25 protein-coding genes and 7 tRNA genes are annotated in these 25000 nt (G+C 70.7%); 19 read left to right on the top strand and 13 right to left on the bottom strand.

Annotated elements, in window-relative coordinates:
• Nucleotides 1-100: 100 nt before the first annotated feature.
• On the bottom strand, nt 101-1459 hold the full coding sequence (locus AB0C96_RS38510; RefSeq protein WP_362924369.1) for a serine/threonine-protein kinase: 1359 nt from the start codon (nt 1457-1459) through the stop codon (nt 101-103).
• Nucleotides 1460-2064: 605 nt separating this feature from the next.
• Here AB0C96_RS38510 and AB0C96_RS38505 point away from each other — a divergent pair.
• The 3 genes from AB0C96_RS38505 to AB0C96_RS38495 all read left to right on the top strand — a co-directional run bounded on the left by AB0C96_RS38505 (nt 2065) and on the right by AB0C96_RS38495 (nt 3873).
• Nucleotides 2065-2274 carry a hypothetical protein gene (locus AB0C96_RS38505; RefSeq protein ID WP_362924367.1) on the top strand — a complete coding sequence of 70 codons (210 nt, stop codon included), beginning with the start codon at nt 2065-2067 and terminating at the stop codon, nt 2272-2274.
• Nucleotides 2275-2515: 241 nt separating this feature from the next.
• Nucleotides 2516-3517 carry a phosphotransferase gene (locus AB0C96_RS38500; RefSeq protein ID WP_362924366.1) on the top strand — a complete coding sequence of 334 codons (1002 nt, stop codon included), beginning with the start codon at nt 2516-2518 and terminating at the stop codon, nt 3515-3517.
• A gap of 74 nt (nt 3518-3591) precedes the next feature.
• On the top strand, nt 3592-3873 hold the full coding sequence (locus tag AB0C96_RS38495) for a zf-TFIIB domain-containing protein (protein ID WP_362924364.1): 282 nt from the start codon (nt 3592-3594) through the stop codon (nt 3871-3873).
• A gap of 114 nt (nt 3874-3987) precedes the next feature.
• On the opposite strand, the gene AB0C96_RS38490 is transcribed toward AB0C96_RS38495, so the two are convergent.
• The 5 genes from AB0C96_RS38490 to AB0C96_RS38470 form a co-directional block, all read right to left on the bottom strand.
• Nucleotides 3988-4059 (bottom strand) — tRNA-Val (locus AB0C96_RS38490).
• 34 nt (nt 4060-4093) lie between these two features.
• Nucleotides 4094-4165: transfer RNA gene (locus AB0C96_RS38485), tRNA-Val, on the bottom strand.
• Nucleotides 4166-4189: 24 nt separating this feature from the next.
• Nucleotides 4190-4261 (bottom strand) — tRNA-Val (locus AB0C96_RS38480).
• A gap of 1 nt (nt 4262) precedes the next feature.
• Nucleotides 4263-4336, bottom strand: a tRNA-Cys gene (locus tag AB0C96_RS38475).
• Between the two features lie 36 nt (nt 4337-4372).
• Nucleotides 4373-4445, bottom strand: a tRNA-Gly gene (locus tag AB0C96_RS38470).
• A 177-nt stretch (nt 4446-4622) separates the two neighbouring features.
• Between AB0C96_RS38470 and AB0C96_RS38465 the strand changes: the two genes are divergently transcribed.
• Genes AB0C96_RS38465 through AB0C96_RS38455 form a run of 3 tightly spaced genes read left to right on the top strand, consistent with a single transcriptional unit; the run spans nt 4623 to nt 7377 of the window.
• Entirely contained in the window at nt 4623-5690 is a 1068-nt protein-coding gene (locus AB0C96_RS38465; protein ID WP_362924362.1) for a chorismate-binding protein, read from the top strand.
• Complete coding sequence (locus AB0C96_RS38460; RefSeq protein ID WP_362924360.1) at nt 5687-6511, top strand: aminodeoxychorismate lyase; 825 nt, start codon at nt 5687-5689, stop codon at nt 6509-6511. Before AB0C96_RS38465 ends, AB0C96_RS38460 begins: the two co-directional genes overlap by 4 nt.
• Before the next feature lie 35 nt (nt 6512-6546).
• Nucleotides 6547-7377: a GNAT family N-acetyltransferase gene (locus AB0C96_RS38455; RefSeq protein WP_362924358.1), complete on the top strand. Its 831-nt coding sequence runs from the start codon at nt 6547-6549 to the stop codon at nt 7375-7377.
• Nucleotides 7378-7439: 62 nt separating this feature from the next.
• On the opposite strand, the gene AB0C96_RS38450 is transcribed toward AB0C96_RS38455, so the two are convergent.
• A complete protein-coding gene (locus AB0C96_RS38450) occupies nt 7440-7964 on the bottom strand; it encodes a DsbA family protein (RefSeq protein WP_362924356.1) in 525 nt (174 codons plus the stop codon).
• 210 nt (nt 7965-8174) lie between these two features.
• Here AB0C96_RS38450 and AB0C96_RS38445 point away from each other — a divergent pair, with 210 nt between their 5' ends.
• Nucleotides 8175-8627, top strand: coding sequence for a hypothetical protein (locus AB0C96_RS38445; RefSeq protein ID WP_362924355.1), 453 nt, complete (start codon nt 8175-8177; stop codon nt 8625-8627).
• 35 nt (nt 8628-8662) lie between these two features.
• On the opposite strand, the gene AB0C96_RS38440 is transcribed toward AB0C96_RS38445, so the two are convergent.
• The 3 genes from AB0C96_RS38440 to AB0C96_RS38430 form a co-directional block, all read right to left on the bottom strand.
• On the bottom strand, nt 8663-8833 hold the full coding sequence (locus AB0C96_RS38440) for a hypothetical protein (protein ID WP_362924374.1): 171 nt from the start codon (nt 8831-8833) through the stop codon (nt 8663-8665).
• Nucleotides 8834-8884: 51 nt separating this feature from the next.
• Nucleotides 8885-9451, bottom strand: a complete 567-nt coding sequence (locus AB0C96_RS38435; RefSeq protein ID WP_362924353.1) for a CGNR zinc finger domain-containing protein — start codon at nt 9449-9451, stop codon at nt 8885-8887.
• 227 nt (nt 9452-9678) lie between these two features.
• On the bottom strand, nt 9679-10092 hold the full coding sequence (locus tag AB0C96_RS38430) for an SsgA family sporulation/cell division regulator (RefSeq protein WP_003959770.1): 414 nt from the start codon (nt 10090-10092) through the stop codon (nt 9679-9681).
• 189 nt (nt 10093-10281) lie between these two features.
• Between AB0C96_RS38430 and AB0C96_RS38425 the strand changes: the two genes are divergently transcribed.
• From AB0C96_RS38425 to AB0C96_RS38410, 4 genes are all read left to right on the top strand, one after another.
• The gene (locus AB0C96_RS38425; RefSeq protein WP_362924351.1) at nt 10282-10713 is read left to right on the top strand and encodes a TIGR02611 family protein; all 432 of its coding nucleotides are present in this window, start codon (nt 10282-10284) and stop codon (nt 10711-10713) included.
• Between the two features lie 54 nt (nt 10714-10767).
• Nucleotides 10768-10839, top strand: a tRNA-Val gene (locus tag AB0C96_RS38420).
• 86 nt (nt 10840-10925) lie between these two features.
• Entirely contained in the window at nt 10926-11387 is a 462-nt protein-coding gene (locus AB0C96_RS38415; RefSeq protein ID WP_362924349.1) for an SRPBCC family protein, read from the top strand.
• Nucleotides 11388-11460: 73 nt separating this feature from the next.
• A tRNA-Val gene (locus tag AB0C96_RS38410) sits at nt 11461-11532 on the top strand.
• 161 nt (nt 11533-11693) lie between these two features.
• On the opposite strand, the gene AB0C96_RS38405 is transcribed toward AB0C96_RS38410, so the two are convergent.
• Nucleotides 11694-12419 carry an exonuclease domain-containing protein gene (locus AB0C96_RS38405; RefSeq protein WP_362924348.1) on the bottom strand — a complete coding sequence of 242 codons (726 nt, stop codon included), beginning with the start codon at nt 12417-12419 and terminating at the stop codon, nt 11694-11696.
• A 201-nt stretch (nt 12420-12620) separates the two neighbouring features.
• Between AB0C96_RS38405 and AB0C96_RS38400 the strand changes: the two genes are divergently transcribed.
• From AB0C96_RS38400 to thrS, 3 genes are all read left to right on the top strand, one after another.
• The gene (locus AB0C96_RS38400; protein ID WP_362924346.1) at nt 12621-13187 is read left to right on the top strand and encodes a DUF4365 domain-containing protein; all 567 of its coding nucleotides are present in this window, start codon (nt 12621-12623) and stop codon (nt 13185-13187) included.
• Nucleotides 13187-14386 carry a hypothetical protein gene (locus AB0C96_RS38395; RefSeq protein ID WP_362924344.1) on the top strand — a complete coding sequence of 400 codons (1200 nt, stop codon included), beginning with the start codon at nt 13187-13189 and terminating at the stop codon, nt 14384-14386. The genes AB0C96_RS38400 and AB0C96_RS38395 overlap by 1 nt, the downstream gene beginning before the upstream one ends.
• A gap of 104 nt (nt 14387-14490) precedes the next feature.
• Nucleotides 14491-16470, top strand: coding sequence for a threonine--tRNA ligase (gene thrS, locus AB0C96_RS38390; protein ID WP_362924342.1), 1980 nt, complete (start codon nt 14491-14493; stop codon nt 16468-16470).
• 97 nt (nt 16471-16567) lie between these two features.
• Here thrS and AB0C96_RS38385 read toward each other — a convergent pair whose 3' ends face one another.
• A complete protein-coding gene (locus AB0C96_RS38385; RefSeq protein WP_362924372.1) occupies nt 16568-17215 on the bottom strand; it encodes an ion channel in 648 nt (215 codons plus the stop codon).
• A 61-nt stretch (nt 17216-17276) separates the two neighbouring features.
• Here AB0C96_RS38385 and AB0C96_RS38380 point away from each other — a divergent pair, with 61 nt between their 5' ends.
• The 5 genes from AB0C96_RS38380 (at nt 17277) to AB0C96_RS38360 (ending at nt 23067) form a co-directional block, all read left to right on the top strand.
• Nucleotides 17277-17834, top strand: a complete 558-nt coding sequence (locus tag AB0C96_RS38380; RefSeq protein ID WP_362924341.1) for an HIT domain-containing protein — start codon at nt 17277-17279, stop codon at nt 17832-17834.
• 124 nt (nt 17835-17958) lie between these two features.
• The gene (locus AB0C96_RS38375; RefSeq protein WP_362924370.1) at nt 17959-18735 is read left to right on the top strand and encodes a polysaccharide deacetylase family protein; all 777 of its coding nucleotides are present in this window, start codon (nt 17959-17961) and stop codon (nt 18733-18735) included.
• The gene (locus tag AB0C96_RS38370) at nt 18735-19949 is read left to right on the top strand and encodes a hypothetical protein (protein WP_362924339.1); all 1215 of its coding nucleotides are present in this window, start codon (nt 18735-18737) and stop codon (nt 19947-19949) included. The genes AB0C96_RS38375 and AB0C96_RS38370 overlap by 1 nt, the downstream gene beginning before the upstream one ends.
• A 176-nt stretch (nt 19950-20125) precedes the next feature.
• Nucleotides 20126-20491, top strand: coding sequence for a hypothetical protein (locus tag AB0C96_RS38365; protein ID WP_362924338.1), 366 nt, complete (start codon nt 20126-20128; stop codon nt 20489-20491).
• Nucleotides 20473-23067: a DUF6185 family protein gene (locus AB0C96_RS38360; RefSeq protein ID WP_362924336.1), complete on the top strand. Its 2595-nt coding sequence runs from the start codon at nt 20473-20475 to the stop codon at nt 23065-23067. The genes AB0C96_RS38365 and AB0C96_RS38360 overlap by 19 nt, the downstream gene beginning before the upstream one ends.
• A 91-nt stretch (nt 23068-23158) precedes the next feature.
• Here the strand turns inward: AB0C96_RS38360 and AB0C96_RS38355 are convergent, their stop codons facing one another.
• Nucleotides 23159-24814, bottom strand: a complete 1656-nt coding sequence (locus AB0C96_RS38355; protein ID WP_362924334.1) for a hypothetical protein — start codon at nt 24812-24814, stop codon at nt 23159-23161.
• Nucleotides 24815-25000 lie beyond the last annotated feature (186 nt).

Raw genomic sequence — 25000 nt, 5'->3', positions numbered from 1 at the left:
CGCAACCCACCCTGCCCCCAGACACCGAGCATCACGATCACCAAGCCGACCAGAACCACCCCGACCCACCGGAAGAAGCCCTAAATCACCGGTATCGCCCCTAGGGGATCTGTTCCCCCACCCCGTAAGGCCTCTCCCCGCCCCCGGACGGCGCGACCGGAACCGGGCGCTCCACCCCCAGCCCACGGGTCGGACCCTGGCAGCCCTGTGCCGCCGCGATCCCGAGCGCCACCAGCAGCGTCACCACCACGAAGACGATGACCCGCTGGCGCAGCAGCCGCCGGTCGGGACCGGGCCGCCGCCCGTTCGACGACGTCCGCACCGGGCCACGCGAACCGTTTCGCCCCGTGGGCCGCGACGACGGCGCCCGGCGCGGACCGCGTCCACCGGTCCCCGGGTTCGGGCTCTTCCCCGTGCCCGACGCCGGCCCGGCCGGCCGGGACCCGGAGTCCCGCGGGGCCGTGGGCCGGGACGGGTGCGGACGTGGTGCGGAGTGGCCCGCCGTCCCGCGCTCGGTGCGCTGCCGCACGTACTCGTCCGCCCGCTGGCCGGTCGGCCGCTCCGCGGGGCGGCGCTCCACGCGTCCCCAACCGGCCCCGGCCCCGGCCCCGTTCTCCAGTGGCCCGCCCGAGAGGCCGTGCGCCTCGCGGGCCGCGATCTCCTTGAGCCGGAGCGACAGCGACAGGGTGCTGGGGCGGTCCGCCGGGTCCTTGGACAGACACGTGGCGAGCAGCGGAGCGAGGGCGTCCGGCACCCCGGCGAGCTGTGCCTCCTCGTGGACCACCCGGTAGAGCATGACCTCCGAACTGCCCTGCCCGAAGGGGGAGTCCGCGGTGCAGGCGTACGCCAGGGTGGCGCCCAGCGCGAAGATGTCGGTCGCCGGTGTCACCGCGGCGCCGCGTACCTGTTCCGGCGCCAGGAAGCCCGGCGAGCCGACGGCCGTACCGACGTGCGTCAGCGTGCTGGCGCCGGTCGCCCAGGCGATGCCGAAGTCGATGATCCGCGGGCCCTTGGGCGACAGCAGGATGTTGGACGGCTTCAGGTCGCGGTGCACCACGCCCGCGTCGTGGACGGCGAGCAGCCCCTCGGACAGCGCGGCGCCGACGGAGGCGACCTGCGCCGGGGACAGCGGTCCGTCCTCGTTGACCTTGTCGTGCAGCGAGGGCCCGGGTACGTACTGTGTGGCGAACCACGGGCGGTCCGCATCGAGATCGGCCGCCACCAGCCGGGCCGTACACCCGCCGCGGATGCGGCGGGCAGCCGACACCTCGCGCGCGAACCGGGAGCGGAACTCCTGGTCCTCGGCCAGGTCCGGCCGGATCACCTTCAGCGCCACCCGCTGACCGCGCTTGTCCGAGCCGAGGTAGACCACGCCCATCCCGCCGGCGCCGAGCCGGCGGTGCAGCCGGAACGTCCCGACGACACGCGGGTCCTCGCGTCGGAGCCGCATCATCGCCATGTCCGTCCCCTACCTGCGGTGGGAGGCCCCTCCGCTGCCAACCGTCTGACGTGGCACAGCTTACGGATTGACGGCTCGCTGTGCTGAGAGGCCGCGCATGCGTCGGCAACCGGATTGTCAGTGGCGGCTGCGATCCTCGAAGAGCCGGCGGGAACGGGGCGCGGTACGGCTCGACTTCCCGTCCGGGAACCCAATGATCCACCGAAGAAAGGGGATTGACGCCATGAAAGGTGTGCACGACGGGAGGAACGGGGACACTGGGGGCGCGGCCCCGACGGGCGCAGTGGGGGTACGAGGGGCGCATGGAAGGGGCGTGGCCGGGTTCCGCGGGGGAGCGGTCGACGTGAGCGAGGTCACCCCGAGGGGCCGCGGGCCGACGGGCGGGTGGCGCCCCCTGGGGGATATCCCCAGGTCTCCGGTGCCTCCTCTCCACCCAGGGGAGTACGCGGGACGTGGTTCCCTCATCCTCCTGGAGGCCGACGAATGGGTACGACGGCATGACGTCCGGCGTCGGCCGGATGCCTACTGTTGTCTTCAAGCGGCGGGCGCAGCACTCGTCCCCCGAGGTCAGACGCCCGCCGCTCCGAGACGACAGGAGCGGGACGATGGAGCGGACCTCAGGACGGACGGCCCTTCGGGCGCAGGGGCGCAGGTTCGCCTCGGCGCTCGGTGGCCAGCAGTCCTCGGGGACGCGCCATCCCCTTGTCGCGGTGGCCATGGTGCTGCCGCTGGCCACCGTCCTCGCGGTGGTCTTCGGCGGCTGGGAAGCCGTCATCACACAGGCGTCGTCCGTGGTCGGAATGCTGGGGCGCTGAGCGGCGCCCCAGTCCCGGGAGAGCGGCCCGGGACGGGGACTTCCGGCCCAACCCCGTGGGGACGGGGGTGCGGCGGACGGCACGAACGGCCGGGCATCTGGGGAGATGCCCGGCCTTCGAGCTTTCCCGGACCGCCCGCCCCGACCGGCCCCTTGCGCGCGTACGATCCCGGGACGGACCGCCCGGTCCCGTCCGTCCACCACGTCCGGGCACCGGCCGCCGACACCCGGAGAGGGGAACGATGACCACACCGCCGCCCGGCCATCCCGCCGCCCCGGCACTCCGGTCCACGGTCGCCGCCTCTTCGGACGCCCCGTCCCGGCAGGTGCTCGCCGACCGCCCCGACGGCACGGTCGTCCGCAGCGGCCGTACGGTCACCAAGACCCACGCCCGCGACGCCGACCCGCAGGACCTGGCCGCCCGGCTGCGCATCGCCGCCCACCCGCTCCTGCACGGCACCCTGCTGCCCCCGCTCCCGATCACCGCACCCGACGGCTTCCTCACCCGCAGCGAGGACGGCCGCGCGGTCAGCCGCTGGCCGTACGGCAGCCCGGTGCCCCCGGACGACCCGGACGCCGCGCCCTGGGAGGACACCGCCCGCCTGTTGGCCCGGTTGCACTCCCTCGACCCGCGCCAACTCCCCGGTCCCGTGCCGCCGATGCGCGGCCCGGCCAAGGCCGCCCGTGCCCTGGCCCGACTGCGCGGCGCCCCGGTCCCGGCCTCCGGTCCCGGCGCACCGGGCTCCCTCCCGGCCGCCGCCGCGGCCGTCGAACGGGCCTGGTCCCTGCTGCCGCCCTGGGCCCGCGACGAGGCCCCGTCGCCGCGCACCGACACCCTCTGCCACGGCGATCTCCACCTCGGCCAGCTGGTCCGCCACCCGGCGCCCGACGGCCCGTGGCTGCTGATAGACATCGACGACCTGGGGTGCGGCGACGGTGCCTGGGACCTGGCCCGTCCCGCCGCCTGGTTCGCCAGCGGCCTGCTCGCCCCGGACGTCTGGACCCGCTTCCTGACCGCCTACCGCTCCGCCGGCGGCCCCGCCGCGGGCCCCGACGACGATCCCTGGCCCGCCTTGGAGGTCCCGGCCCGCGCCCTGACCGTGCAGACCGCCGCGCTCGCCGTCGCCAAGGCCGCCGCCGCGTCCCGCCCCCTCGACGAGGTCGAGTCCGCGGTCGTCGAGGCCTGCGCCCGGATGACGTCCCTACCGCCGCAGTTGGCGACCGCCGGCCGCACCGTAGGGTGAACACCTCGCCGCCGGGAGCCCGTTCCGGCGGCGCCGCAGTGAGCAGCAGTGAACGTGACAGGAGTTGAGCGACGATGCAGTGCCCCAAGTGCCATGCGCCGATGCACACGTACAACCGCAACGGCGTCCAGATCGAGCAGTGTTCCGGCTGTCGGGGGATCTTCCTGGACTACGGGGAGCTGGAGGCGCTGACCCGCCTTGAGGCGCAGTGGGTCCAGCAGGCTCCGCCGCCGCCCGCCCCGCAGGCCTACCCCGCCGCCCCGGCCTGGGGCGCCCCGCATCAGGGCCACCACGGTCACCACGGGCATCACGGTCACCACCACCGCAGCTTCGGCCACATGCTCTTCTCCTCCTGAACGCCGTCCGGGAGGACCCGCACCGTCCTCCCGGACGACTCCCCGCGGACTCCCGGAGGAACCGCACAAAGCCCGAGGGCCGGAGCGAGATGCTCCGGCCCTCGGGCTTGGGTGTGGACGATACTGGGATTGAACCAGTGACCTCTTCCGTGTCAGGGAAGCGCTCTCCCGCTGAGCTAATCGTCCTCGGGACCGCGGATCACAAGGACCCGCAGCTGCGTGCGCGATACTGGGATTGAACCAGTGACCTCTTCCGTGTCAGGGAAGCGCTCTCCCGCTGAGCTAATCGCGCGGGGATCCGGACGAACCGGACCAGTGGACGATACTGGGATTGAACCAGTGACCTCTTCCGTGTCAGGGAAGCGCTCTCCCGCTGAGCTAATCGTCCTTGGAGGTGGAGACGGGATTTGAACCCGTGTAGACGGCTTTGCAGGCCGTTGCCTCGCCTCTCGGCCACTCCACCAGGAGTGTAGGGGGTTCGGGAAGATCCCCCACATCGAGCGGACGACGAGACTCGAACTCGCGACATCCACCTTGGCAAGGTGGTGCTCTACCAACTGAGCTACGTCCGCAGGTGTCTCTCCCAGACTACGTCCGGGAGCTACCTGGCCTCCGGGGCGCTTCCGCGTCCCGGCGACGTGTTGAACTCTAGCGGATTCCGGGGCCAGTACAAAAACGCGTTTGTGCAGCGTGCTGCGCTGCTCGCTCGGCACAGGCGGGTCCCGGGCCGCCGCCATAGACTCGCTGACGTGCACGACTTCGCTCCCATGGCCCGCTTCGGCGGCCTGATAGCCACCGACCTGCGTGATGTGACCAGCGATCCCGCGGCCCTGGACTCCACGGGCTGGTGGGCGGTGGCCGCCGACTTCGAGGGCGCGGTGGTCTGCGCCCGCTTCGCCGACGTACGGCCCGCCACCGCGGCGGATGCGCCCGCGCCCGACGGCTGGCGGGGCCCCGCCCGGGGTGCCTGGACCAGCTCCCTGGACCGCACGGCCTATACCGGCGGCGTACGGCGCGTCCGTGAACACATCGCGGCCGGAGACGTCTACCAGGTCAACCTCTGTCGGGTGCTGACCGCGCCGCTGCCCGACCCCGCCCGCGCCGACGTGGACGCGCTCTCCGCGGTGCTGGCCCGCGGCAACCCGGCGCCGCACGCGGGCACGATCCGGCTGCCCGACCACGGCGTCGAGATCGCCAGCGCCTCGCCCGAACTCTTCCTGCGGCGCGACGGCCACACCGTCTCCTCCGGCCCGATCAAGGGGACCGGCCGGACCGCGGCCGACCTGTCGGAGAAGGACCGGGCGGAGAACGTGATGATCGTGGACCTGGTCCGCAACGACCTCGGTCGGGTCTGCGCCACGGGCACGGTCACCGTCCCGGCACTGTGCGCCGTCGAGGAGCACCCCGGGCTGGTCCACCTCGTCTCCACGGTGAGCGGGGAGCTGGACCCGGCCAACGAGAAGACCGCCTGGGCGGACCTGCTCGACGCCACCTTCCCGCCCGGTTCGGTCACCGGCGCCCCCAAGTCCAGCGCCCTGCGGATCATCGACGAGCTGGAGACCGCGCCCCGGGGCCCGTACTGCGGGGGCATCGGCTGGGTCGACGCCGACCGGCACACCGGTGAGCTCGCGGTCGGCATCCGTACGTTCTGGATCGACCGCACCCCGCCCGAGGGCCCGGTGCTCCGCTTCGGCGCCGGCGCCGGGATCATCTGGGACTCCGATCCGGAGCGGGAGTGGGCGGAGACCGAGTTGAAGGCGAGCCGACTGCTCGCGGTAGCGTCGGGACTGCACGAGGCGAGCGGAGGAGAGCGATGAGGATCTGGCTCGACGGGGCACTGCGGGACGCCGAGGGCGCGCGGGTCTCGGTCTTCGACCACGGGCTGACGGTCGGCGACGGGGTCTTCGAGACCATCAAGGCCGACCACGGACGCGCCTTCGCCCTCACCCGTCACCTGGAGCGGCTGACCACCTCCGCCCGCGGACTCGGCCTGCCGGACCCCGACCTGGACGAGGTGCGGCGGGGCTGCGAGGCCGTCCTCGACGCCAATCCGATGGCGCTCGGCCGGCTGCGGATCACCTACACCGGCGGTGTCTCGCCGCTCGGCTCGGACCGCGGTGAGGCCGGCCCCACGCTGGTCATCGCGCTCTCCGAGACCCGGCGCCGCCCCGATGCCACCGCCGCCGTCACCGTCCCCTGGACCCGTAACGAGCGCGGTGCGCTCGCCGGCCTGAAGACCACCTCCTACGGCGAGAACGTGGTCGCCCTGGCCCGGGCGCGCGAACTGGGCGCCTCCGAGGCGCTGTTCGCCAACACCGTCGGTGCGCTCTGCGAGGGCACCGGCTCCAACGTCTTCGTCGTCCTCGACGGCGAACTGCACACCCCGCCGCTGCACTCCGGCTGCCTGGCGGGCATCACCCGCGCGCTGACGATCACCTGGGCCGGCGCCAAGGAGACCGATCTGCCGCTGGACGCCCTGGAGCGGGCCGAGGAGATCTTCCTGACCTCCACCCTGCGCGACGTCCAGGCCGTGACCCGGATCGACCGCCGCCAACTGGCCGACGGGCCGGGCCCGGTGACCGCGGAAGCCATGCGGATCTTCGACGAGCAGTCCGCCGCGGACTTCGATCCGCGGTGATGACGGGCCCGTGCGCGGGCGAGTAGAAAGTCCTCGTGACCACTACGCTGCGCCCCGCGGGACCGGAAGAACGCCACGACGACGGCACCCGGGCCCGCCCGTACGACGTCTGTGTCAACAGCCGCCGGGTCGGCGGCGTCCGGCTGGCGACGGACGCCCTGTTCGGCCCGGTGGCCGGCCGGATCGCGGACCTGAGCATCGACCCGCCGGACCGTGGGCGCGGCCGCGCCACGGTCGCCGCGCTCGCCGCCGAGGAGGTGTTGCGGGGCTGGGGGTGCCGGCAGATCGAGGTGACCGTCCCGGCCGAGGCCACGGCCGCGGTACGGCTCGCGGCGGCGCTGGGCTACACCGAGCGCGGCCGCCTGCTGGCCAAACCGCTCACCGACGTGCCCCGCCTGCCCGAGGGCAGCACGGACCGGCCGCTCGGCGCGGCCGAGTACCCGGCCTGGCGGGATGCCGCGGTCGCCGCGTACGCGCGGACGCGGAGGGGGCAGGGGATGTCGCGGGCCCGCGCCGAGGAGAGCTCGCAGGCCGCGCACCGCGAGCTGCTGCCGGACGGTCCGCGGACGCCCGACCAGGCGCTGCGCGTCCTGGTGCACGACGGCGAGGACGTCGGCAGTCTCTGGGTGGCCCTGCGCCGGCCCGGGCAGCCGGGCGGCTACGTCGTCGATGTGCAGGTGGCGCCGGCCCACCGCGGGCACGGGCACGGCCGCACCCTGATGCTGGTCGCCGAGCGCCTCTGCCTCGCCGCCGGCCGCACCGGTCTCGCCCTGAACGTCCACGCGGACAATGCGCCGGCGCGCGGCCTGTACGACGCGCTGGGCTACCGGCCCACCGCGTACCTGCTGTGGAAGCCGATCCTGTGACCGGGCCGGGCGGCACCGCCCGGCCGGGCGGTGATCCCTCGGACCCGGCCCGAGGCGCGGGCTCAGCCCTGCTCGGCCAGCAGCCGGTCGGTGATCTCCTCGATCCGGGCGCGCAGCCCCGCCTGGCCGGTGCCGCCGTCCAGGCGCTCGCCACCGATCACATACGTCGGGGTGCCGGTCACCCCGATCGCCTTGCCCTCGGCTTCGTCCGCGTCGACGGTCAGCAGGTGCCGCCCGTCGATCAGCGCGGTGTCCAGCTCCTCGGCGTCCAGCTCCAGCTCCTCGGCGACCTCCAGCAGCAGCTTCTCGCCGCGCCGGCCGAGCTCCTCGGTGCGGGCCAGCACCGCCTCGACGTACGGCCAGCCCGTGCCCTGTTCGAAGGCCTCCTCGGCGGCCTGCGCGGCCGCGTAGGCGTGCTTGTGCTTTGCGAGGGGGAAGTGGCGCAGGCGGATCTCCAGCCGGTCGCCGTAGCGCTCCCGCAGCGCCCGCAGGTCCTCCAGGGCGGCGTGGCAGTCCGGGCACTGTAGTTCGCACCACACGTCCAGAACGGGGCGGACGGGACGGGCGGCGGTGGTGGCGTCGTTCATGGGGCCAGTCTTCCAGCCTTCCGGCAGCGCACGCCGCGAGGTACCCCCGGCCAGGCACCCGAACCGGGACCTGGGGATGACCGCGACCCCGAGACGACCCGGAGATCTCCCTGAAGACGCCCCGGAACATGGCCCGCACGGGCCAGGAGAGGGCAGGATGGAAGGGAGCAGAGCGCCGCCTGCTCGCCCATCGACCGGCAGGAGGACCCAATGCTGACCTCGACCGTCTGCGCCGCGGTGTCGGCAGCGGGCCTGGGCATCGCCGCGCTGACGGCGTACCGGAAGCGGTTCCTGGCCGCGACCCGTATCGCCGCCTTCTCCCTCATCCCGATCGGCCTGGTGATGACCGGCGTGATCGACTGGGTGACCAACATCGTCTTCAAGCCCACGGTCTGGGCCGGTTTCGGTCTGCTGGCGCTCTCCGCCCTGCTGTTCATGATCAGCAGGGGTGTGGAGCGCCGTCGCGGGGGGATCGGCGGCCGTAAGGAGCGCAAGGCCGCGGGCGCCGCCGCCGCGCCCGACGCGGTGGCGCCGGCCGCCTCGGTACCGTCGCTCGGCGCGGGCCGGTCGACCGCCAAGGGGAAGGCCCCGCAGGCCGCGGACAGCGCTCCCAAGGATGACTTCTCGGACATCGAAGCGATCCTGAAAAAGCACGGGATCTGATGAACTCCCGCTGCTGAGGGGCTATTTGGGCGTACTCAGACGATCATCTGCGTCATGATGCGCGCGAGATGAACGATGAGTGCGCCCTCGCCCAAGACGACGCCCCGTCCCCCGAACCGCGCGGTTGCCTGTTCGCGCTGTCCCAGCCGCCGCTGATGCTCTTCCTCGCAGTCATCGGCGTTCTGCTGCTCCTCGGTGCCGTACACGATCTCTTCATCCTGTGAGGCCGGTGAGCGGTGCCACCCGGTGTCCCGCCGTCAGCCGGCGGCCTCCCGCCGCCGTGCCCGGTAGGCGGCGACGTGCAGCCGGTTCCCGCAGGTACGGCTGTCGCAGTAGCGCCGGGAGCGGTTGCGGGAGAGGTCGACGAAGGCGTGCCGGCAGTCCGGCGCCTCGCAGCGGCGCAGCCGCTCGCGCTCGCCGGCCACGACGAGGAAGGCCAGCGCCATCCCGCCGTCGGCGGCCAGGTGGTCGGCGACCGAGGCACCCGGCGCGAAGTAGTGGACGTGCCAGTCGTAGCCGTCGTGATCGGTCAGCTGCGGCGTGGTGCCGGCCGAGGCGACCAGCGCATTGAGCCGCTCGGCCGCGGTGCGGTCGTCCTCGGCCGCGAAGACCTCGGCGAACTGTGTGCGCACGGACCGGACGGCCGTCAGATCGTCCGCACCGAGCGTGCCCACGTCGCTGAAGCTGTGGCGCCGGACGAACTCCTCTAGGGCCGGGACGTCGGTCAGGCCGTCCGAGGCGTCGTCGGCCCCGCCCTCCACGGCGGTGTTCAGCAGGTCGACGACCACGTCCAGCGCGTACCGGGTGTCATGGGTGATCAGCACGGTTCCGCTCCCTGGCCGGGTGGGGGCGGACGGTTGCCGCCCCCGGTGTCGTTGCCGAATGGTCGCCGACTCTAGCGCCTCGAACAAGCCTCGACGCCGCGTCCGCGATGGGTCCGCGGCAACGGCGCCGAAGTGTGCCGTATGAACTTGTCGGTCCTGCGCCGTCTCCCCGAGTCGGACGGGCGCAAGTGTGAGCGGATGGGTGCTTTCGGTAACCGTTCTGCGTCTCAGCTCTCCGCGAGGATGTGGGACAGCTCCGTGTCGAGATCGAAATGCCGGTGTTCCGTACCGGGCGGTACGGCGGCATCGGTCCTTTTGAGGAACGACTCAAGGGCCCGTGCGGGCGCCTCGAGCAGGGCTTCGCCTTCCGGGGAGCTCAGGGCGATGCAGACCACGCCCTGTCCGTGGCTCCGGGACGGCCATACGCGGACGTCTCCGGTGCCGGTGGGCCGGTGCAGACCCTCGGCGAGGAGGTCGCGGGCGAAAACCCACTCCACGGTCTCCTCGGCTCCGGTGTGGAAGGTGGCGTGCACGGCGTAGGGGTCGGCCGTGTCATACCGCAGGCCCGCGGGTACAGGCAGTGAGGACTCGCTCGACACAACGAGGCGCAGGTGCAGCTCGCAGCTGACCGTGGTGTTCATAAGCGCCAGGGCCTTTCGCTCAGTGTGCGCTCGGGGATTCGCACGTCGGCGAAATCGACATGCCACCTACGGTGCCGTTGTAAACCCCTCTGACGGTTTTGGGTGGCTTCACGTACCTCTTACGGCGGATTGCGAGATCGTCCCCGTCGGTAATTTCGCGGACCCGTCCCGTCCGGTAAGTTTGATGCCATGAATACGCAGAGTAACGGGGGGACGGGCGTCGTCGAGGGGGACGCCGTGCCGCGCGAGCAGCCGCTCGGTTCCCGGGCGCCGCGCTTCATCAAGCGCTCCCGGCCGCTGCACCTCAGCTGGCAGGTCGGGGTCTTCGTGGTCGGCCTCGCGGTGGTCGTGGCCGGCGTGATCATGCTGCCGCTGCCGGGCCCCGGCTGGCTGGTGATCTTCGCCGGAATGGCGATCTGGGCGACCGAATTCGTCTGGGCCCAGTTGGTGCTGCGCTGGACCAAGCGCAAGGTCACCGAAGCGGCCCAGAAGGCCCTCGACCCCAAGGTGCGGCGCCGCAACATCATTCTCACCACCATCGGCGTGATCGTCATCGCGGCCGTGCTTGCGGTCTACGTGTGGAAGTTCGGCCTCGCGATGCCGTGGAACGTCTCCGAGTGACCGGAACGTGGTCACAAGTGCCCGCCGACGTGGGGTAATGTTGGCGGTGCGCCCGGGCGATTAGCTCAGTGGGAGAGCGCTTCGTTCACACCGAAGAGGTCACTGGTTCGAACCCAGTATCGCCCACCCCGGACGACGGCCCGGAGACTCCAAGTCTCCGGGCCGTCGCAGTTGTTGGGCGTTCACGCGGTGTCGGGGCGCACACTGGGATCATGCCCGACTGGTCGCACCGACTGCACCGCTACCGCTTCCGCAGCGTCTGGGTGCTGCACGCCTCGCCGGCCGTCGTCTACGCCGTTCTGGAACGGGCCGAGGCGTACCCCCGCTGGTGGCCACAGGTCCGCGAGGTGACCCCGCTCGACGAGCGCAGCGGCACCGCCCGGTTCCGCTCGCTGCTGCCGTACGACCTGGAGGTCGTGGCGACCGCGCGGGTACGGGACCCGGGGGCGGGCGTCCTGGAGATAGCCCTGCACGGAGACCTGGCCGGCTGGGCGCGCTGGACGATCGCGCCGGGTGCCGGGGGGACCCGCGCCGTATTCGATCAGGAGGTGGAGGTCCGCAAACCGCTGCTGCGGCGGTTCGCGCTGGTGGGCCGGCCGCTGTTCGTGGCCAACCACGCGCTGATGATGCGGGCCGGGCGGCGCGGGCTCGCCGCCTGGCTGGCCCGCGGCTGAGCGGAATTTGATGGATGGCCCGCGCGACCTGTATTGTTCAGGTCGTTCGCGAGGGAAACCTCACCGACATCCCGGGCGATTAGCTCAGTGGGAGAGCGCTTCGTTCACACCGAAGAGGTCACTGGTTCGAACCCAGTATCGCCCACCGGGATCAAGGACCGGGCCGCCGAAAGGCGGTCCGGTCCTTATTCGTTGATGGCTGCCGTGGAGATAGCCGACGCGTTGCCGAGATACCGTGTGCGGTTTTGCGGAGAATTCCTGTCCGGTGCTGTGCCTTTGTCGGCCGCCCGGAATTCTGATGCGTAATCAGGCGGCGGCCGGGAGTTCCGGACGCATCGGCCAATGCGGATCGACCGCCTCCGGGCTGCCGGTCCGGTCGAACCACGCCTGAAGCCCGCGGGCCTGGGCCGCGTGCCAGACCGCCTGGCGGGTGTGCAGCTCCGCCGGTTGCAGCCCTTTCAGCCGCTCGGCGAAGCGGCGCCCCACGGCCCGGACGACGCACAGCGCGGCGAGCGCATCGGCGGCCGCCTCGTGCGCGTCGGTGAGCTCGACCTCGTAGTGCGCACACAGATCGGTGAGCGTGCGGCGGCCCTTGCGGTAGCGGTCCAGGTGTTTGTCGAGCACCCGGGGGTCCAGTACGCAGAGCGGATGCGCGCCCAGGTAGGTGCCGAGCGAGCTGGCGCGGTGCCGCTTCAACTCGCGTTCCAGAAGGGTCAGATCGAACGGGGCGTTCATCACCACCAGCGGCCGGCCGGCCACCGACTGGGCCGCCAGGGCCCGCGCGACCTCCTCCAGTACCGGAGCCGGCCAGCGGCCGTGCAGGGCGAGGTGGTCGGCCGTCAGCCCGTGCACCGCCGTGGCGGCTTCCGGGATCTCCACGCCGGGGTTGATCAGCCAGCGGGTGGTGCGGGGCGCCGACCGCGGGGTCTCCTGGACGACCAGGGCCGCGGAGACGATGCGATCCCGCTCGACGTCGATGCCCGTCGTTTCGGTGTCGAAGGCGGCAAGTGGACCGTCAAACCAGCACGGCATCATCCCAACTCCTCCCGGCCGTACGGGGGGTGACCTCGTAGGTCGCCCGAGCTGGTGATACCCGAGCCGCCCGGTGGTCGAACCGTCCTTGTTTGCGGACCACTTGACGCGGAGACAACCACAGGGACGGGCCGCGCGAACCGGCGCCTCCCCGTCGTCCCAGACGCACCGCAACGGCACAGCCCGGAAGGCAGCTCCGCGATGACGCTCGCGCAGCCCGAACCGGGCGGGCTGCTGCCCCAGTCGATCACCCCGCAGCGCGGCGGCCTCGCCACCACGGCCTGTATGGAGACGCTCCAGGTGGCCTATCTGCACGCGGTCGCCGCCGCCTCCGGATGCTCGCTGGCGCAGCCCTTCCCGGACAACGGAATCGACTGGCACGTCAGCCATGGCGCGCCCGGCCACACCGTCGACGACGAGGTCACCATCAAGGTGCAGTTGAAGTGCACCTACCAGACCGCCCCGCGCCCACCGGGGCCCACCTTCGCCTTCACCCTCGACAACGAGCACCTGGTGAAGCTGGCCCGCACGCCCGTTGCGGTGCACAAGATCCTGGTCGTGATGCTGGTCCCCCGGACCCAGGAGGACTGGCTGCGGGCCTCCCACGACCGTCTCGAACTGCGGCACTGCTGCTACTGGATCAATCTGGCCGGCCATCCGGTGACCGGCCGGCGCAGGACCACTGTGCGGATCCCGACCTCGCGGATCTTCGACGACCGAGCGCTCTGCGGGATCATGACGCGGGTCGGGGCGGGAGGGAGACCCTGATGTACCGGCCGACCGACGAACCAGACGCGCGGCTGCTGGATCCCGCGCGACTCGACCCGGCGGTGCTGACCGCACTGCTGGCCCGGCACGGCTGGCGGCGCCGGGGCGGGGCCGCCGGCCCCTACGCCCGCTGGACGCCGCCCGGCGGGACGGGCGGCACCAGCCTGTTGGTGCCGCACGACCGCTGCTTCCCCGACAGCGCCGAGCTGCTCACCGAGGCGCTGGCGGCGCTGGCGCGGAGCGCGGCGCCCTCCGCCCGCGAGGTGCTGATGGGGCTCGCGGTGCCCAGTGACGAGGTCCGCTGGGAGCGCGAGGTCCCCGACGGCGGCTCGGGGGCCGCGCACTGGATGGCGCAGGAGCAGCTGCGCGGCGCCGCCCGCTCGATGCTGGTCGCCGGGGCGCTGGGCACGTACGGGCGGGCCGGCTACTACGGCGCCCGGTACAAGCGGCAGGCCGAGGGATTCATGGGCGAGGTGCTGGTCGGCCCGGCGGCGGCCGGGCGCCGGCTGGCCGCGTTCGTCCCGGTGCGCGGCGGGCGCGGGGCGGTCGCCGGGCTCCAGCAGGCCCTGCACGCGGTCCGGGACGCCACCGACTACCAGCGGGCCACCGGCGGGATGGAGGCCTTCGACGCGGCCGTCGAGCTCGGCGTCTGCCACGAGCTGACCCAGGCGCTGATCGCGCTGGTGCGGGACGCCGAGGGGGCGCGGATCACGATCGAGTGGTCACCGGCGGCCGGCGCCCCCACCGGCTGCCCGGCCCGCCCCGAACCGGTCGAGTTCTCGCCCGGCGACCTGCCCGCCCTCCAACAGGCGGCTCAGCGCTATGTGCGCGACGAGCCCTCGCTGCCGGTGCGGGTGACCGGCGCGGTCGTACGGCTGCGCCGGGAGCGGCCCGGCGGGCCCGGCACGGTGCGGCTGCGGGTGCTCGCCGGGGCCGACGTGGTGCAGGTCAGGGTGGCGCTGGGGGAGGAGGACTACCGGATCGCCGGGCACGCCCACCTCGTCGGACTGCCGATCCGGGTCAGCGGACGGCTGGAGAGCCGGGGCGGCTTCCGGCGGATCACCGGCGGCCGCGACGTCGCCCCGGTACAGGTCGACGAGGCGGAGCGGGACCGGCTGCTGAAGTCGCTCCAGGAGAATCTCGACTTCTTCGAGGAGGCGTGCGGCGGGCCGCTGGAGCCGGACCTGGACGCGGACTGACCCGGAGCCCGCGGAATCCGTTTCGCGGTCGGGTCCGGTGGCTCGGTACGATTCGGCTGCGCAGCAATCGCTGACGTGAGAGAGACATGAGTCAGGAGAGACCGGTGTCAGACGTCCGTGTGACCGTCCAACGCGATTCCGAGCGGGAAGAACGCGTGGTGACCACGGGCACTACGGCCGCCGACCTCTTCCAGGGCGACCGCAGCGTCGTCGCCGCGCGGGTGGCCGGGGAGCTGAAGGACCTGGCGTACGAGGTCGCCGAGGGCGACGTGGTCGAGCCCGTCGAGATCACCTCCGAGGACGGCCTGAACATCCTGCGGCACTCCACCGCGCATGTGATGGCGCAGGCCGTGCAGGAGCTGTTCCCGGAGGCCAAGCTCGGCATCGGCCCGCCGATCAAGGACGGCTTCTACTACGACTTCGACGTGGAGACCCCCTTCCACCCGGACGATCTCAAGCGCATCGAGAAGAAGATGCAGGAGATCCAGAAGCGCGGGCAGAGGTTCGTGCGCCGTCCGGTCAGCGATGACGCCGCCCGCGAGGAGCTGGCGGACGAGCCGTACAAGCTCGAACTGATCGGGCTCAAGGGCTCCGCCGCGGACGCCGCCGAGGGCGCCTCCGCCGAGGTCGGCGCCGGTGAGCTGACCATCTACGACAACGTCGACGCCAAGTCCGGCGAGCTGTGCTGGAAGGACCTCTGCCGCGGTCCGCACCTGCCCAGCACCCGCACCATCCCGGCGTTCAAGCTGATGCGCTCGGCCGCCGCGTACTGGCGCGGCAGCGAGAAGAACAAGCAGTTGCAGCGGATCTACGGCACCGCCTGGCCGACCAAGGACGAGCTCAAGGCGCACCTGGAGTTCCTCGCCGAGGCGGAGAAGCGCGACCACCGCAAGCTCGGTGCCGAGCTCGACCTGTTCTCCATCCCGGAGATCCTCGGCTCGGGCCTCGCGGTCTTCCACCCCAAGGGCGGCGTCGTCCGCAAGGTGATGGAGGACTACGCCCGTCGGCGGCACGAGGAGGCGGGCTACGAGTTCGTCAACACCCCGCACATCTCGAAGCAGAAGCTCTTCGAGGTCTCCGGGCACCTGCCGAGCTACGCGGACGCGATGTTCCCGCCGGTGCAGTTCGAGGGCCAGGACTACCGCCTCAAGGCGATGAACTGCCCGATGCACAACCTGATCTTCCAGGCGCGCGGCCGCTCGTACCGTGAACTGCCGCTGCGGCTCTTCGAGTTCGGCACGGTCTACCGCTACGAGAAGTCCGGCGTGGTGCACGGCCTCACCCGCGCCCGCGGCTTCACCCAGGACGACTCGCACATCTACTGCACCAAGGAGCAGATGCACGACGAGCTGGACTCGCTCCTGACGTTCGTGCTCGACCTGCTGCGCGACTACGGCCTGTCGGACTTCTATCTGGAGCTGTCCACCCGCGACGGCTCCGACAAGTTCATCGGCGAGGACGCGGAGTGGGAGGAGGCCACCGAGACGCTGCGCCAGGCCGCCGAGAAGCAGGGTCTGGAGCTGGTCATGGACCCGGGCGGCGCCGCGTACTACGGCCCCAAGATCTCCGTGCAGGCCAAGGACGCCATCGGCCGTACCTGGCAGATGTCGACCATCCAGGTGGACTTCCAGCAGCCCAAGCGGTTCGAGCTGGAGTACACCGCGGCGGACGGCACGAAGCAGCGGCCGGTCATGATCCACCGCGCGCTGTTCGGCTCCATCGAGCGGTTCTTCGCGGTGCTGCTGGAGCACTACGCGGGCGCGTTCCCGGCGTGGCTGGCCCCGGTCCAGGCCACCTGCATCCCGATCGGCGACGCGCACGTCCCGTACCTCCAGGAGTTCGCCGCGCAGGCGAAGGCCAAGGGGCTGCGGATCGAGGTGGACTCCTCGTCGGACCGGATGCAGAAGAAGATCCGGAACGCCCAGAAGGCGAAGGTGCCGTTCATGGTCCTCGCCGGCGATGAGGACATGGCGGCCGGTGCGGTCTCCTTCCGCTACCGCGACGGTTCGCAGAAGAACGGCATCCCGCGTGACGAGGCGATCGCCGAGATCCTCGACGTGGTGGAGCGCCGGGTCCAGCTGTGACCACGGTGCCCGCTGCCTGAGCGTGCGGCCCCGGGGAGCGACCTGCTCCCCGGGGCCTCTTCATGCCTGCCGTCCGGCTCAGGCCCCGCCGCGTGGCTCAGGCCTCGCCGTCCTGGCGGAAGGCCCGCATCAGCCACGACGAGAACGAGCCCACCACCGCGCCGACCAGCGCGACGCCGACGAACATCAGCCCCACCGCGATCCACCGGCCGCGCACGGTGACCGGTGTGGCGTCGCCGTATCCGGTGGTCGTCAGGGTCGACGCGGCCCACCAGACCGAGTCGCCGAAGGTGCGGATGTTGGCGTCCGGGGCGCTGCGCTCGTCGTGGTAGACGGCCAGGCTGGCGGCGAAGCCCAGGAGCAGCGAGGTCAGCCCGGCGTAGGTCATCACCCGGGCCTCCAGGGCGAGCCGCGGACGGCCCCTGCGGCGCAGCATCCGGTCGTGCACGTCGACGATCCGCAGCGGCCTGAGCAGGGGCAGCACGGTCACCACCAGATCCAGCCAGCGGGTGCGGACGAAGTGCCGGCGGTCGTCGCTGAGCAGCAGCCGGGCCAGGTATTCGAGGGCGAAGGCGCTCCAGGTCACGAGGGTGACGAGGTCCCAGAAGGTGTTCCATCCGGGGGAGAGGTCGGGGTTGAGCACCCGGACCGCGTAGGAGGCCAGGAAGAGCATCGAGGCGGCGAAGAGGTACGGCTCGGCGGTCCGCTCCCACGTCAGCAGCCGCTGTTGCCTGTCCACCGCCACAGCATCGCCGAGCGGCCCGTGGTCCGCGCCCCAACGACACGCTGCCAATGGGCGACGCCATATGCTGGCCCGTATGACAAGCGAGCCGGAGCAGCAGATCGGAGTCGGGACGCAGGACGCCTTCCAGCGCCTGTGGACGCCCCACCGGATGGCCTACATCCAGGGGGAGAACAAGCCGACCGGCCCGGGGGCCGACGACGGCTGTCCGTTCTGCACGATCCCCGAGAAATCGGACGAGGACGGCCTGGTGATCGCGCGCGGTGAGCGGGTCTACGCGGTGCTGAACCTCTACCCGTACAACGGGGGCCACCTCATGGTCGTCCCGTTCCGGCACGTCGCGGACTACACCGAGCTGGACGACGCCGAGACCGCGGAGCTGGCGGCCTTCACCAAGCGGGCGATGACCGCGCTGCGCACCGCGTCCGGGGCGCACGGCTTCAACATCGGGATGAACCAGGGCGGGGTCGCCGGCGCCGGGATCGCGGCCCACCTCCACCAGCACGTCGTCCCGCGCTGGGGCGGCGACACCAACTTCATGCCGGTGGTCGGGCACACCAAGGTGCTGCCCCAACTCCTCGCCGACACCCGGGCGATGCTGGCCGACGCCTGGCCGGCGTAGGTCTCCGGGACGTCGTACGGGGCGGTGCCCGAGGCGACACGCACCTCGACGAATCGGGCATATCGCCCTAATTCGGATTAGTTGCCTCTCTAATGGGGTGGTGACTTCACTGGATCGCCGCTCCGTGCTGCGCGCGGCCGCCTCGGCCACCGCGGCAGGAGCACTGGTGGCGGGGTGCGACCCGCACCGGGACGTGGACTCCGGCGCCGGCCGGGCCGCCGGCGGGCCGAGCCCGTCCGGGGCGGCGCACCATCCGCCCGCGCCGGCGCACGCCGCCCGGCCGCCCACCCGGGTGCCCGGCCTGCCGGTGCAGATCGAGCACGGGCCACGGGACGGCCGTGCGGTCGCGCTGACCTTCCACGGCGCGGGCGATCCCAAGCTGGCCACCGCCCTGCTGGGCGAGGCCGAGCGGGCCGGCGCCAGGGTCACCGTCCTCGCCGTCGGCAGCTGGCTCGACGCGCAGCCCGCGATGGCCCGTCGGATCCTCGACGGCGGCCACGAGCTGGGCAACCACACCCTGCACCACCGCAACATCTGCGCCCTGCCGGAGGCCGAAGCGTACGCCGAGATCAGCGGGTGCGCGGACCGGCTGCGCCGGCTCACCGGAACCATCGGCAGCTGGTTCCGCCCGTCACAGACCCGGCGGGCCACGGACCTGGTGGTCCGGCTGGCTCGTCGGGCCGGCTATCCGCACGTGCTCTCCTACGACCTGGACTCCCTCGACGCGAACGACCCCGGCGCCCCGGCCGTTCGGCGCACGGTCCTGGACTCGGTCGGACCGGGCTCGGTCGTGAGCCTCCACCTCGGGCACGCCGGCACGGTGGCTGCGCTGCCCCCGATCCTCGACGGCCTCCGCCGGCGCGGTCTGCGCGCGGTGACGACAACGGAGCTAGTGACGTGATGGCTGACCGGAACCGTACCGATTCCCCAACACGCGCCATGGGACGGGGCCTTCGCCACCGGGTGGCCGCGCTGCTCGCCGCGGCCTGTGCGCTGGCGGCGGCGGGCTGCGGGGGCGGCGCCGGCAAACCGGCCGCGCAGAGCCCGCGGCCGGTCGAGCGCGCGCCGGTCCAGGCCGCGAAGCCGGGCCTGCCCGGCATGCCGCCGGTGCTCGATGCGCACGACCTGTACGCGGCGGACCGGCCGGGGAAGCTGTCGCCGCAGGTCAAGGGCTATCCCTCGCGGATCTATGTGCCCAACACCAACTCCGACACGGTCAGCGTCATCGACCCCAAGACGTACAAGGTCATCGAGACCATCCCGGTGGGCATCCAGCCGCAGCACGTGGTGCCGTCCTGGGACATGAAGACGCTCTGGGTCAACAACAACCGCGGCCACGACCTCACCCCGATCGACCCGGCAACCGGCAAGGCCGGCAAGCCGGTGAAGGTCCACGACCCGTACAACCTCTACTTCACGCCCAACGGGAAGTACGCGGTCGTGATGGCCTCGATGGACCGTCAGCTGGTCTTCCGCGACCCGCACAGCATGGAGGTACGCAAGACCCTCCCGGTCAGCTGCGCCGGTGTGAACCACGCGGACTTCTCGCCGGACGGCAGGTACTTCATCGTCTCCTGCGAGTTCTCCGGTGAGCTGTTGAAGGTCGACACCGAGAAGATGAAGGTCATCGGCCAGGAGAAGCTGCCGTTCGACGGGGCGATGCCGCAGGACGTGAAGATCTCCCCGGACGGCAGGACCTGGTACATCGCCGACATGATGGCCGACGGCGTCTGGGTCATGAACGGCGATCGGTTCGACCGGCCCACGCTCATGCCGACCGGCAAGGGCGCCCACGGCCTCTACGTCAGCCGCGACTCGAAGTACATGTACATCTCCAACCGCGGCGAGGGCTCCATCTCCCTCCTCGACTTCGCGACCGGCAAGCTCGTCGAAAAGTGGCACATCCGGGGCGGCGGCAGCCCCGACATGGGCGGCCTGTCCACCGACGGCAAGGTCCTGTGGCTCTCCGGCCGCTACAACTCCGAGGTCTACGCACTGGACACCCGTACCGGCAAGACCCTCGCCAAGATCCCGGTCGGCTCGGGCCCGCACGGCCTGGCGGTCTACCCGCAGCCGGGCCGGTACTCGCTGGGGCACACGGGCATCTTCCGCTAGGCGCTGGTGTCCAGACCGCGATCTGGGAAATGCCGCCGTCAGGTGCGGGCCGTGCCTGCCATGCCTGTCTCCTCTTCCTGGTGTCTCCCTGTTGCAGGGCAATTCACCGACACTTAAGGTGATTTTAAGACTACTGTTAGTAATCGTCGAAGGTGGTAGCGGTGAATGCTCGGAAGGTGAACTCAAGATCGTCTCTCCCGCGGTTCGAGGAGGCGGAACCCCTTGGGCCGCAGGACGCGGCATTCGTCCAAGATCTGGTCGCGGTCCTGGAGAAGCACGGCAACCTGGAGCGCTTCGGGCTGTGTCTGCTGCACGATCACTTTCCCCTGGCTGCGGACGAGGTCCTCGTCGAGGAGGCTGACGTGGAGGCGCGCACCCTCCACACCCACGTGGAGGACGCGGGCCGGGCCGGGCACAGCAAGCCCACCCAGTGGCGATTCCTCCCCGGCGTCCACCATTCGCGCCGCGCCGACCTCGCCGGTGATCCTTATGAAGTCATCCTGGCGTGCGACCCCTACAGCGGATGCCCGCCGCGGAGATGAGTTCCCCGGCGTGGAGGTGGTTCGCGCTCGCCTTCGCGGTGCTGGGGTGGTGGGGAGTGTCGCCATTAGAGGCGCACGCGGCTGATGTGACCAGTTGCCCGACAATCCAGCAGCCCGGGAAGGTGAAAGTCGATTCTCGGATCTTCTTCAGTAGGCAGCCTAAGTTCGTCAAAGTGCGACAGAAAACCAGCGTCGAGGTTCCTAAGCAAAATGGAGAGTTTGTCAACGATCTGACGCTCAGCCCGAAGACTCCCAAATACCAACATGCTCTGCACTGCCTGCTGCTCGGCAGTGGAAAATCGCCGAAAAGCATCACCGGGTGGCATCCGGAGTGGCAATCCACCAATCACCAGGCGACGCAACGAAATGGCCTGGTCACGCTGCCGTATGAGTCGTGGAATCTGATCGGCTCCGCCGGGAAATTCGAAGTGGGGCCATGGTTGATCAAGGTTGCGGTAGCCAAGGATTGGGTGGCCACCCTCCATCCGTCCAACGATCTGGCCAAAGCCTCATGGCGGACGATCGAGGTCGACTCGGGCGGCCTGGAAATCAGCGACGCCCCCGGAGCGTCGAGCGCCAGGAGAGACCATCGAGTATGGATCGGGCACAAGCCGGATGTTCGCGCTGAAATGGTTCCGCCGCGGGAGATCCCGGCGCTGAGTCGCCGTGTCTCCTTGATCGTTTCTGTCGGAATCGCCTCCTGGTGGTTCTGTGCCTCGGGCGTGATCGCCGCGTCAGCATGGCCTTTCCTCGGTCTGGGCAACAGAAAAGCCGCAGGAAACCCCCAGCATCACACTTCCAGAAACCTGGCCAGTGCGGTGTTGGAATGGGCCGGTCTGAGTGCAGCTCTTGGCTTGACCTTGCTGCTGTTGCTCCGCCCCTCTCCCAGCGTGAATACGTGGCGCGCTGTTATCGGTATTTCATCGGGTTTTACCCTCGTGCTCCTCGCGCGGCCGTGGCTCCCAATGAATCAGGACTCCGACGGAAGCCCCAGAGGGCTGAAGGGGCGCAAGGTGGCCGTGGTCACTGCCGCAGCGGCAGTAGCAGGGGTCGGCCTGCTGGTGATCCTGGATCCCCAGCTCTTCGACCTCCCGTCGGATCTCATTCCAAAATCCTCGCCTCCGGCTTCAGGGATTGCCGCGCTGGCCCTATTGGACCTGTCCATGCTGTGGCTGTTGTTTACTGCCATGGCCGCCTGGGGTTGGCGTTTTGCGCGAGAAGGAAGGTTGGGAGAGCCCTCAAGTGGAACCAGGCCCGAGTATTCTCATTCCTCCAGTGGAAGCGGGCTTAAGCATCCCCTCCTGCGTATCGCTGCAACCGGAGTCGCGCTCGCCGCGGTCGCAGCCGTGGTGGTGGCCTTCCGTATTCTGTCGTTTGAGTTCGGATGGAAACGCGCGAACTGGCTGGGGGAAGCATCCACGCTTTTCCATACCGACCATGGAACTGCCCTGAGTGGGAAACTCGCAGACTTCGCATCCGTCGGCCCCCAATGGGCTTACGCCTACACATGGGTGCTGGCAGGAGTCGCACTTGTGGCGCTACTCCACAGCAACTCCCGAACCGCACCGCAGGTGTCCCTCGGACCGGAGGGGGCGGATCTGCTGCTGGTGGCTGCCGTCTTCGCCATCGTCGTGGCGCTGAGAGTGGCCTCGTTCGCGGGAAGCGTGGCGGCAGTTTACGGTTTCTGGCTACCCCTGAACATGGTTGCTCTCTACGTCATGGTGAAGGCAGGGCGTCGGTGGTCGGTGCTGAGCCGAGTGGACCGTAAAGCAGGGAAGAATGGCGTCGCAGCGGAACTGAGCGACCCGGCAAGGCACAGGCAGTTGCTGGAAGATGCCCGCCGCTGCCGCGATCTGCTCCACCGGCTGCACGTCGTCGATCAGGGGCGCGGGGAGGGAACCACGCGACGAAATCTGGAGAAACAACTCCGATCGCTGCACCACTGGCGGCCCAGCGGATGTCGCCACGACTGCCTACCGGACGCCGTCACCGTGGTCGACGTCGCTCTCAGCTGGGGGCCACACCCAGGTTGGTGGCAAAACGCAGTCAATGCTGCGCGCTGGGCCGCCATCTTCGGGATTCTGCCAAGTATGGTCACCGCCTGGTATGACAACGCACACGGTGCCGATCACTGGACTTTCACGGTCGACTCACCGACGGGCATTCCCGACACGATCGGGGCGTTCCTCACGCAGGAGATCGCCTTCGCCGGTGCGGGACTCGTCCTGGGGGCGTTGTGGCGTGTACTGCCTGGAGAGCGCGGCCCAGCACGGGCTTTCACCCTGTTCATCGTCTGGCTCGTCCCCATCGGCGTCGTTGCCACCATCAACCGCAACATCGGTAGCAGCGATCTGGGCTTGGCGGTCCTGCGCGTCGTCCTCATGTTGATGGTGCTGACAGTGACGAGTATGTGGATGGACACCGACACGTTCAGCCGTGAACGGCATTACCTGACGAAACGCCTCAGCCTGCTGGCATCGGTCTACCAGTTGTACGGACTCTCCGGGCACATTGCCTTTCTGATGTTGCAGGCGGGGGCTGCGGTGGCGATCTGGCATCAGCTCGCCTCCAAGTGACCACCAGCCGACGGCCCATGACGCCTGTCGATATCCTGCGGGTCCGTGGCCGCCCCCCCCGGGAAGGCCCCGGCCCGCTGCCCCTCCGTGCCTACGCGTGGTACTCGTCGGCCTTCTGCGGCTCCGCGCCCTGGATCATGCCGCTGAGGACCAGCGAACGGTTGGTGAAGCGCTCGGTGTTCACGCCGTTGTCCTTCAGGACGTTCATCGCGGCGGCGTGGACCGCGCGCAGTACCGGGGTGGCGGTGCGCAGCGCGTCGTCGGCCATGAAGCGGTGCCGCCAGGGCTTGTCGGCCCAGACGTGGCGCAGGCCGAACGGTTCGGGCAGGGCGAGCTTGCCGCCGAGGAAGTCCAGGACCGGCGGGAACCACGTCAGCGGGGCCCGGGCGGCGAGCCGGACCACCTCCTTCGCCTCGATCAGCGGCAGGGTCTGGGTCCTGGTCTCCCAGAACTTGACGACCTTGGCGACGTCCTTGGTCTTGGGCTCCGGCTTGGTGGTGAACAGGCCGTGGACCGGTCCGAGGGCGTGGCCGGTCACCTCGATGCGCAGCGTCTCGTGCAGCACCGTGACGGTGATCATCAGGGTGATCACCAACTGGCCGTCCCACAGGACGAACTGCACACCCAGGTAGTGGCGGTTGCCGCTGCCGAACTGCTGCTCGTTGCAGATCCGCTCTATCTCGTGCCCGCGGATCTGGTACGCCTCCACATGCGAGCCCTCGGGACGGCTCACGGCGCCGGCCTTCTCGCCGACCGGCGAGACGATCCAGTGGCGTACGGAGGGCGTGGGGAAGCCGCCGGTGTGCACCGGGCTGCGCTCCAGCAGCCGCAGCCGGTCGTGGATCGCCCGGATCACGTCCCAGCTGCGGAACGGGTTGATCTCGGTGCCCTCCTGCGCGGGCGTGAGCTCCTCGGCGAGCTGCCAGCTGCCCCAGCGGGTGCCCATGCCGAGTATGCCCTTGGGGCCGGCGTAGAAGACGACGTTGCTGTTCTGCTCGGCGGAGACCTTGGCGAGGTTCTGCCGGAGGGTCTCGGCGGCGGTCTGGTTGGGGTCCTGCGGCACCGCCTCGGGGATCTTCGCGGCCACCCCGCCGCCCTCCAGCAGCCCCTTCCAGGCCTCCCGCATGGCCACCGCGGTCTTCTCGCAGATCTGCTTGGCCAACCACCAGCCGACCACCGGGGCGGCGACCATGGCGCGGGCGTACATCGGCCAGAAGCCGGTCAGCGGCAGCTTGACCATGAAGATCAGGGCGACGCCGGCGAGCACGGTCAGCAGCACCGCGCCGAGCAGCGAGACGCTCTTGCCGTCGCTGCCCTTGGAGAACGTCTTGCGCAGCTGGAAGACGCCCAGCCACAGCAGCACGCCGGGCAGGAACACCAGCCCGAACAGCACCATCAGCAGGCTCAGTTTGGCGTCCCGCTGCTTGCGGATGCGGGTGGCCGACAGACAGTGCTCGACGATGGTCTGCGGTTCCGTGCCGAAGGACTGGATGAGCGGCTTGCGGCCGCCGCCGAGCATCCGCACCTGGACGGCGCGCGAGAACGCCTCGCCGAGGTTGGGCTCGAAGAGGGACAGTTTGGGCTTCTTGATGTCGGACTTGCCGGAGTCGGAGTCCGCCTTGGAGATGTCCGACAGCGGACTGTCCCGGTAGGCGGCCGAGGCGAGCGCCTGGGTGGCCGCCGTCTGCCCGGCGCTCCCCGAGAGCGGCACCTGCGCCCCGGGACTGAAGTCAAAGCCGTCTGCCACTACCGCCCCCACACCGCTCGCACCTGATGATGCGGCTCTTCCCGACTTCCGCCCCGAGCACACCTGTTGAGCGTGGTGTGGCCGGGCGGCGCACCGTCGCACTGCGTGTAACGGCGTGGAGCTCAGCGTACAGCCGCCGTCCGTCCCAAGGGAGTTGGGAACGGACGGCGGCCGGGCCGACGGCCG

It is taken from the genome of Streptomyces sp. NPDC048506, from assembly GCF_040651315.1.
Lineage (GTDB): Bacteria > Actinomycetota > Actinomycetes > Streptomycetales > Streptomycetaceae > Streptomyces.
The sequence above is the reverse complement of the archived record's forward strand: the minus strand, read 5'-3'. Positions and strand labels throughout refer to the sequence as shown.

Excerpts from the sequence above, each read along its gene's own strand:
- AB0C96_RS38460 (WP_362924360.1), top strand. The coding sequence starts at position 5,687 with ATGAGGATCTGGCTCGACGGGGCACTGCGGGACGCCGAGGGCGCGCGG.
- AB0C96_RS38495 (WP_362924364.1), top strand. The coding sequence starts at position 3,592 with ATGCAGTGCCCCAAGTGCCATGCGCCGATGCACACGTACAACCGCAAC.
- AB0C96_RS38430 (WP_003959770.1), bottom strand. The coding sequence starts at position 10,092 with ATGAACACCACGGTCAGCTGCGAGCTGCACCTGCGCCTCGTTGTGTCG.
- AB0C96_RS38405 (WP_362924348.1), bottom strand. The coding sequence starts at position 12,419 with ATGCCGTGCTGGTTTGACGGTCCACTTGCCGCCTTCGACACCGAAACG.
- AB0C96_RS38510 (WP_362924369.1), bottom strand. The coding sequence starts at position 1,459 with ATGGCGATGATGCGGCTCCGACGCGAGGACCCGCGTGTCGTCGGGACG.
- AB0C96_RS38360 (WP_362924336.1), top strand. The coding sequence starts at position 20,473 with ATGCCCGCCGCGGAGATGAGTTCCCCGGCGTGGAGGTGGTTCGCGCTC.
- AB0C96_RS38505 (WP_362924367.1), top strand. The coding sequence starts at position 2,065 with ATGGAGCGGACCTCAGGACGGACGGCCCTTCGGGCGCAGGGGCGCAGG.
- AB0C96_RS38380 (WP_362924341.1), top strand. The coding sequence starts at position 17,277 with ATGCTGGCCCGTATGACAAGCGAGCCGGAGCAGCAGATCGGAGTCGGG.
- AB0C96_RS38425 (WP_362924351.1), top strand. The coding sequence starts at position 10,282 with ATGAATACGCAGAGTAACGGGGGGACGGGCGTCGTCGAGGGGGACGCC.
- AB0C96_RS38370 (WP_362924339.1), top strand. The coding sequence starts at position 18,735 with ATGGCTGACCGGAACCGTACCGATTCCCCAACACGCGCCATGGGACGG.
- AB0C96_RS38400 (WP_362924346.1), top strand. The coding sequence starts at position 12,621 with ATGACGCTCGCGCAGCCCGAACCGGGCGGGCTGCTGCCCCAGTCGATC.
- AB0C96_RS38395 (WP_362924344.1), top strand. The coding sequence starts at position 13,187 with ATGTACCGGCCGACCGACGAACCAGACGCGCGGCTGCTGGATCCCGCG.
- AB0C96_RS38500 (WP_362924366.1), top strand. The coding sequence starts at position 2,516 with ATGACCACACCGCCGCCCGGCCATCCCGCCGCCCCGGCACTCCGGTCC.
- AB0C96_RS38415 (WP_362924349.1), top strand. The coding sequence starts at position 10,926 with ATGCCCGACTGGTCGCACCGACTGCACCGCTACCGCTTCCGCAGCGTC.
- AB0C96_RS38445 (WP_362924355.1), top strand. The coding sequence starts at position 8,175 with ATGCTGACCTCGACCGTCTGCGCCGCGGTGTCGGCAGCGGGCCTGGGC.
- AB0C96_RS38450 (WP_362924356.1), bottom strand. The coding sequence starts at position 7,964 with ATGAACGACGCCACCACCGCCGCCCGTCCCGTCCGCCCCGTTCTGGAC.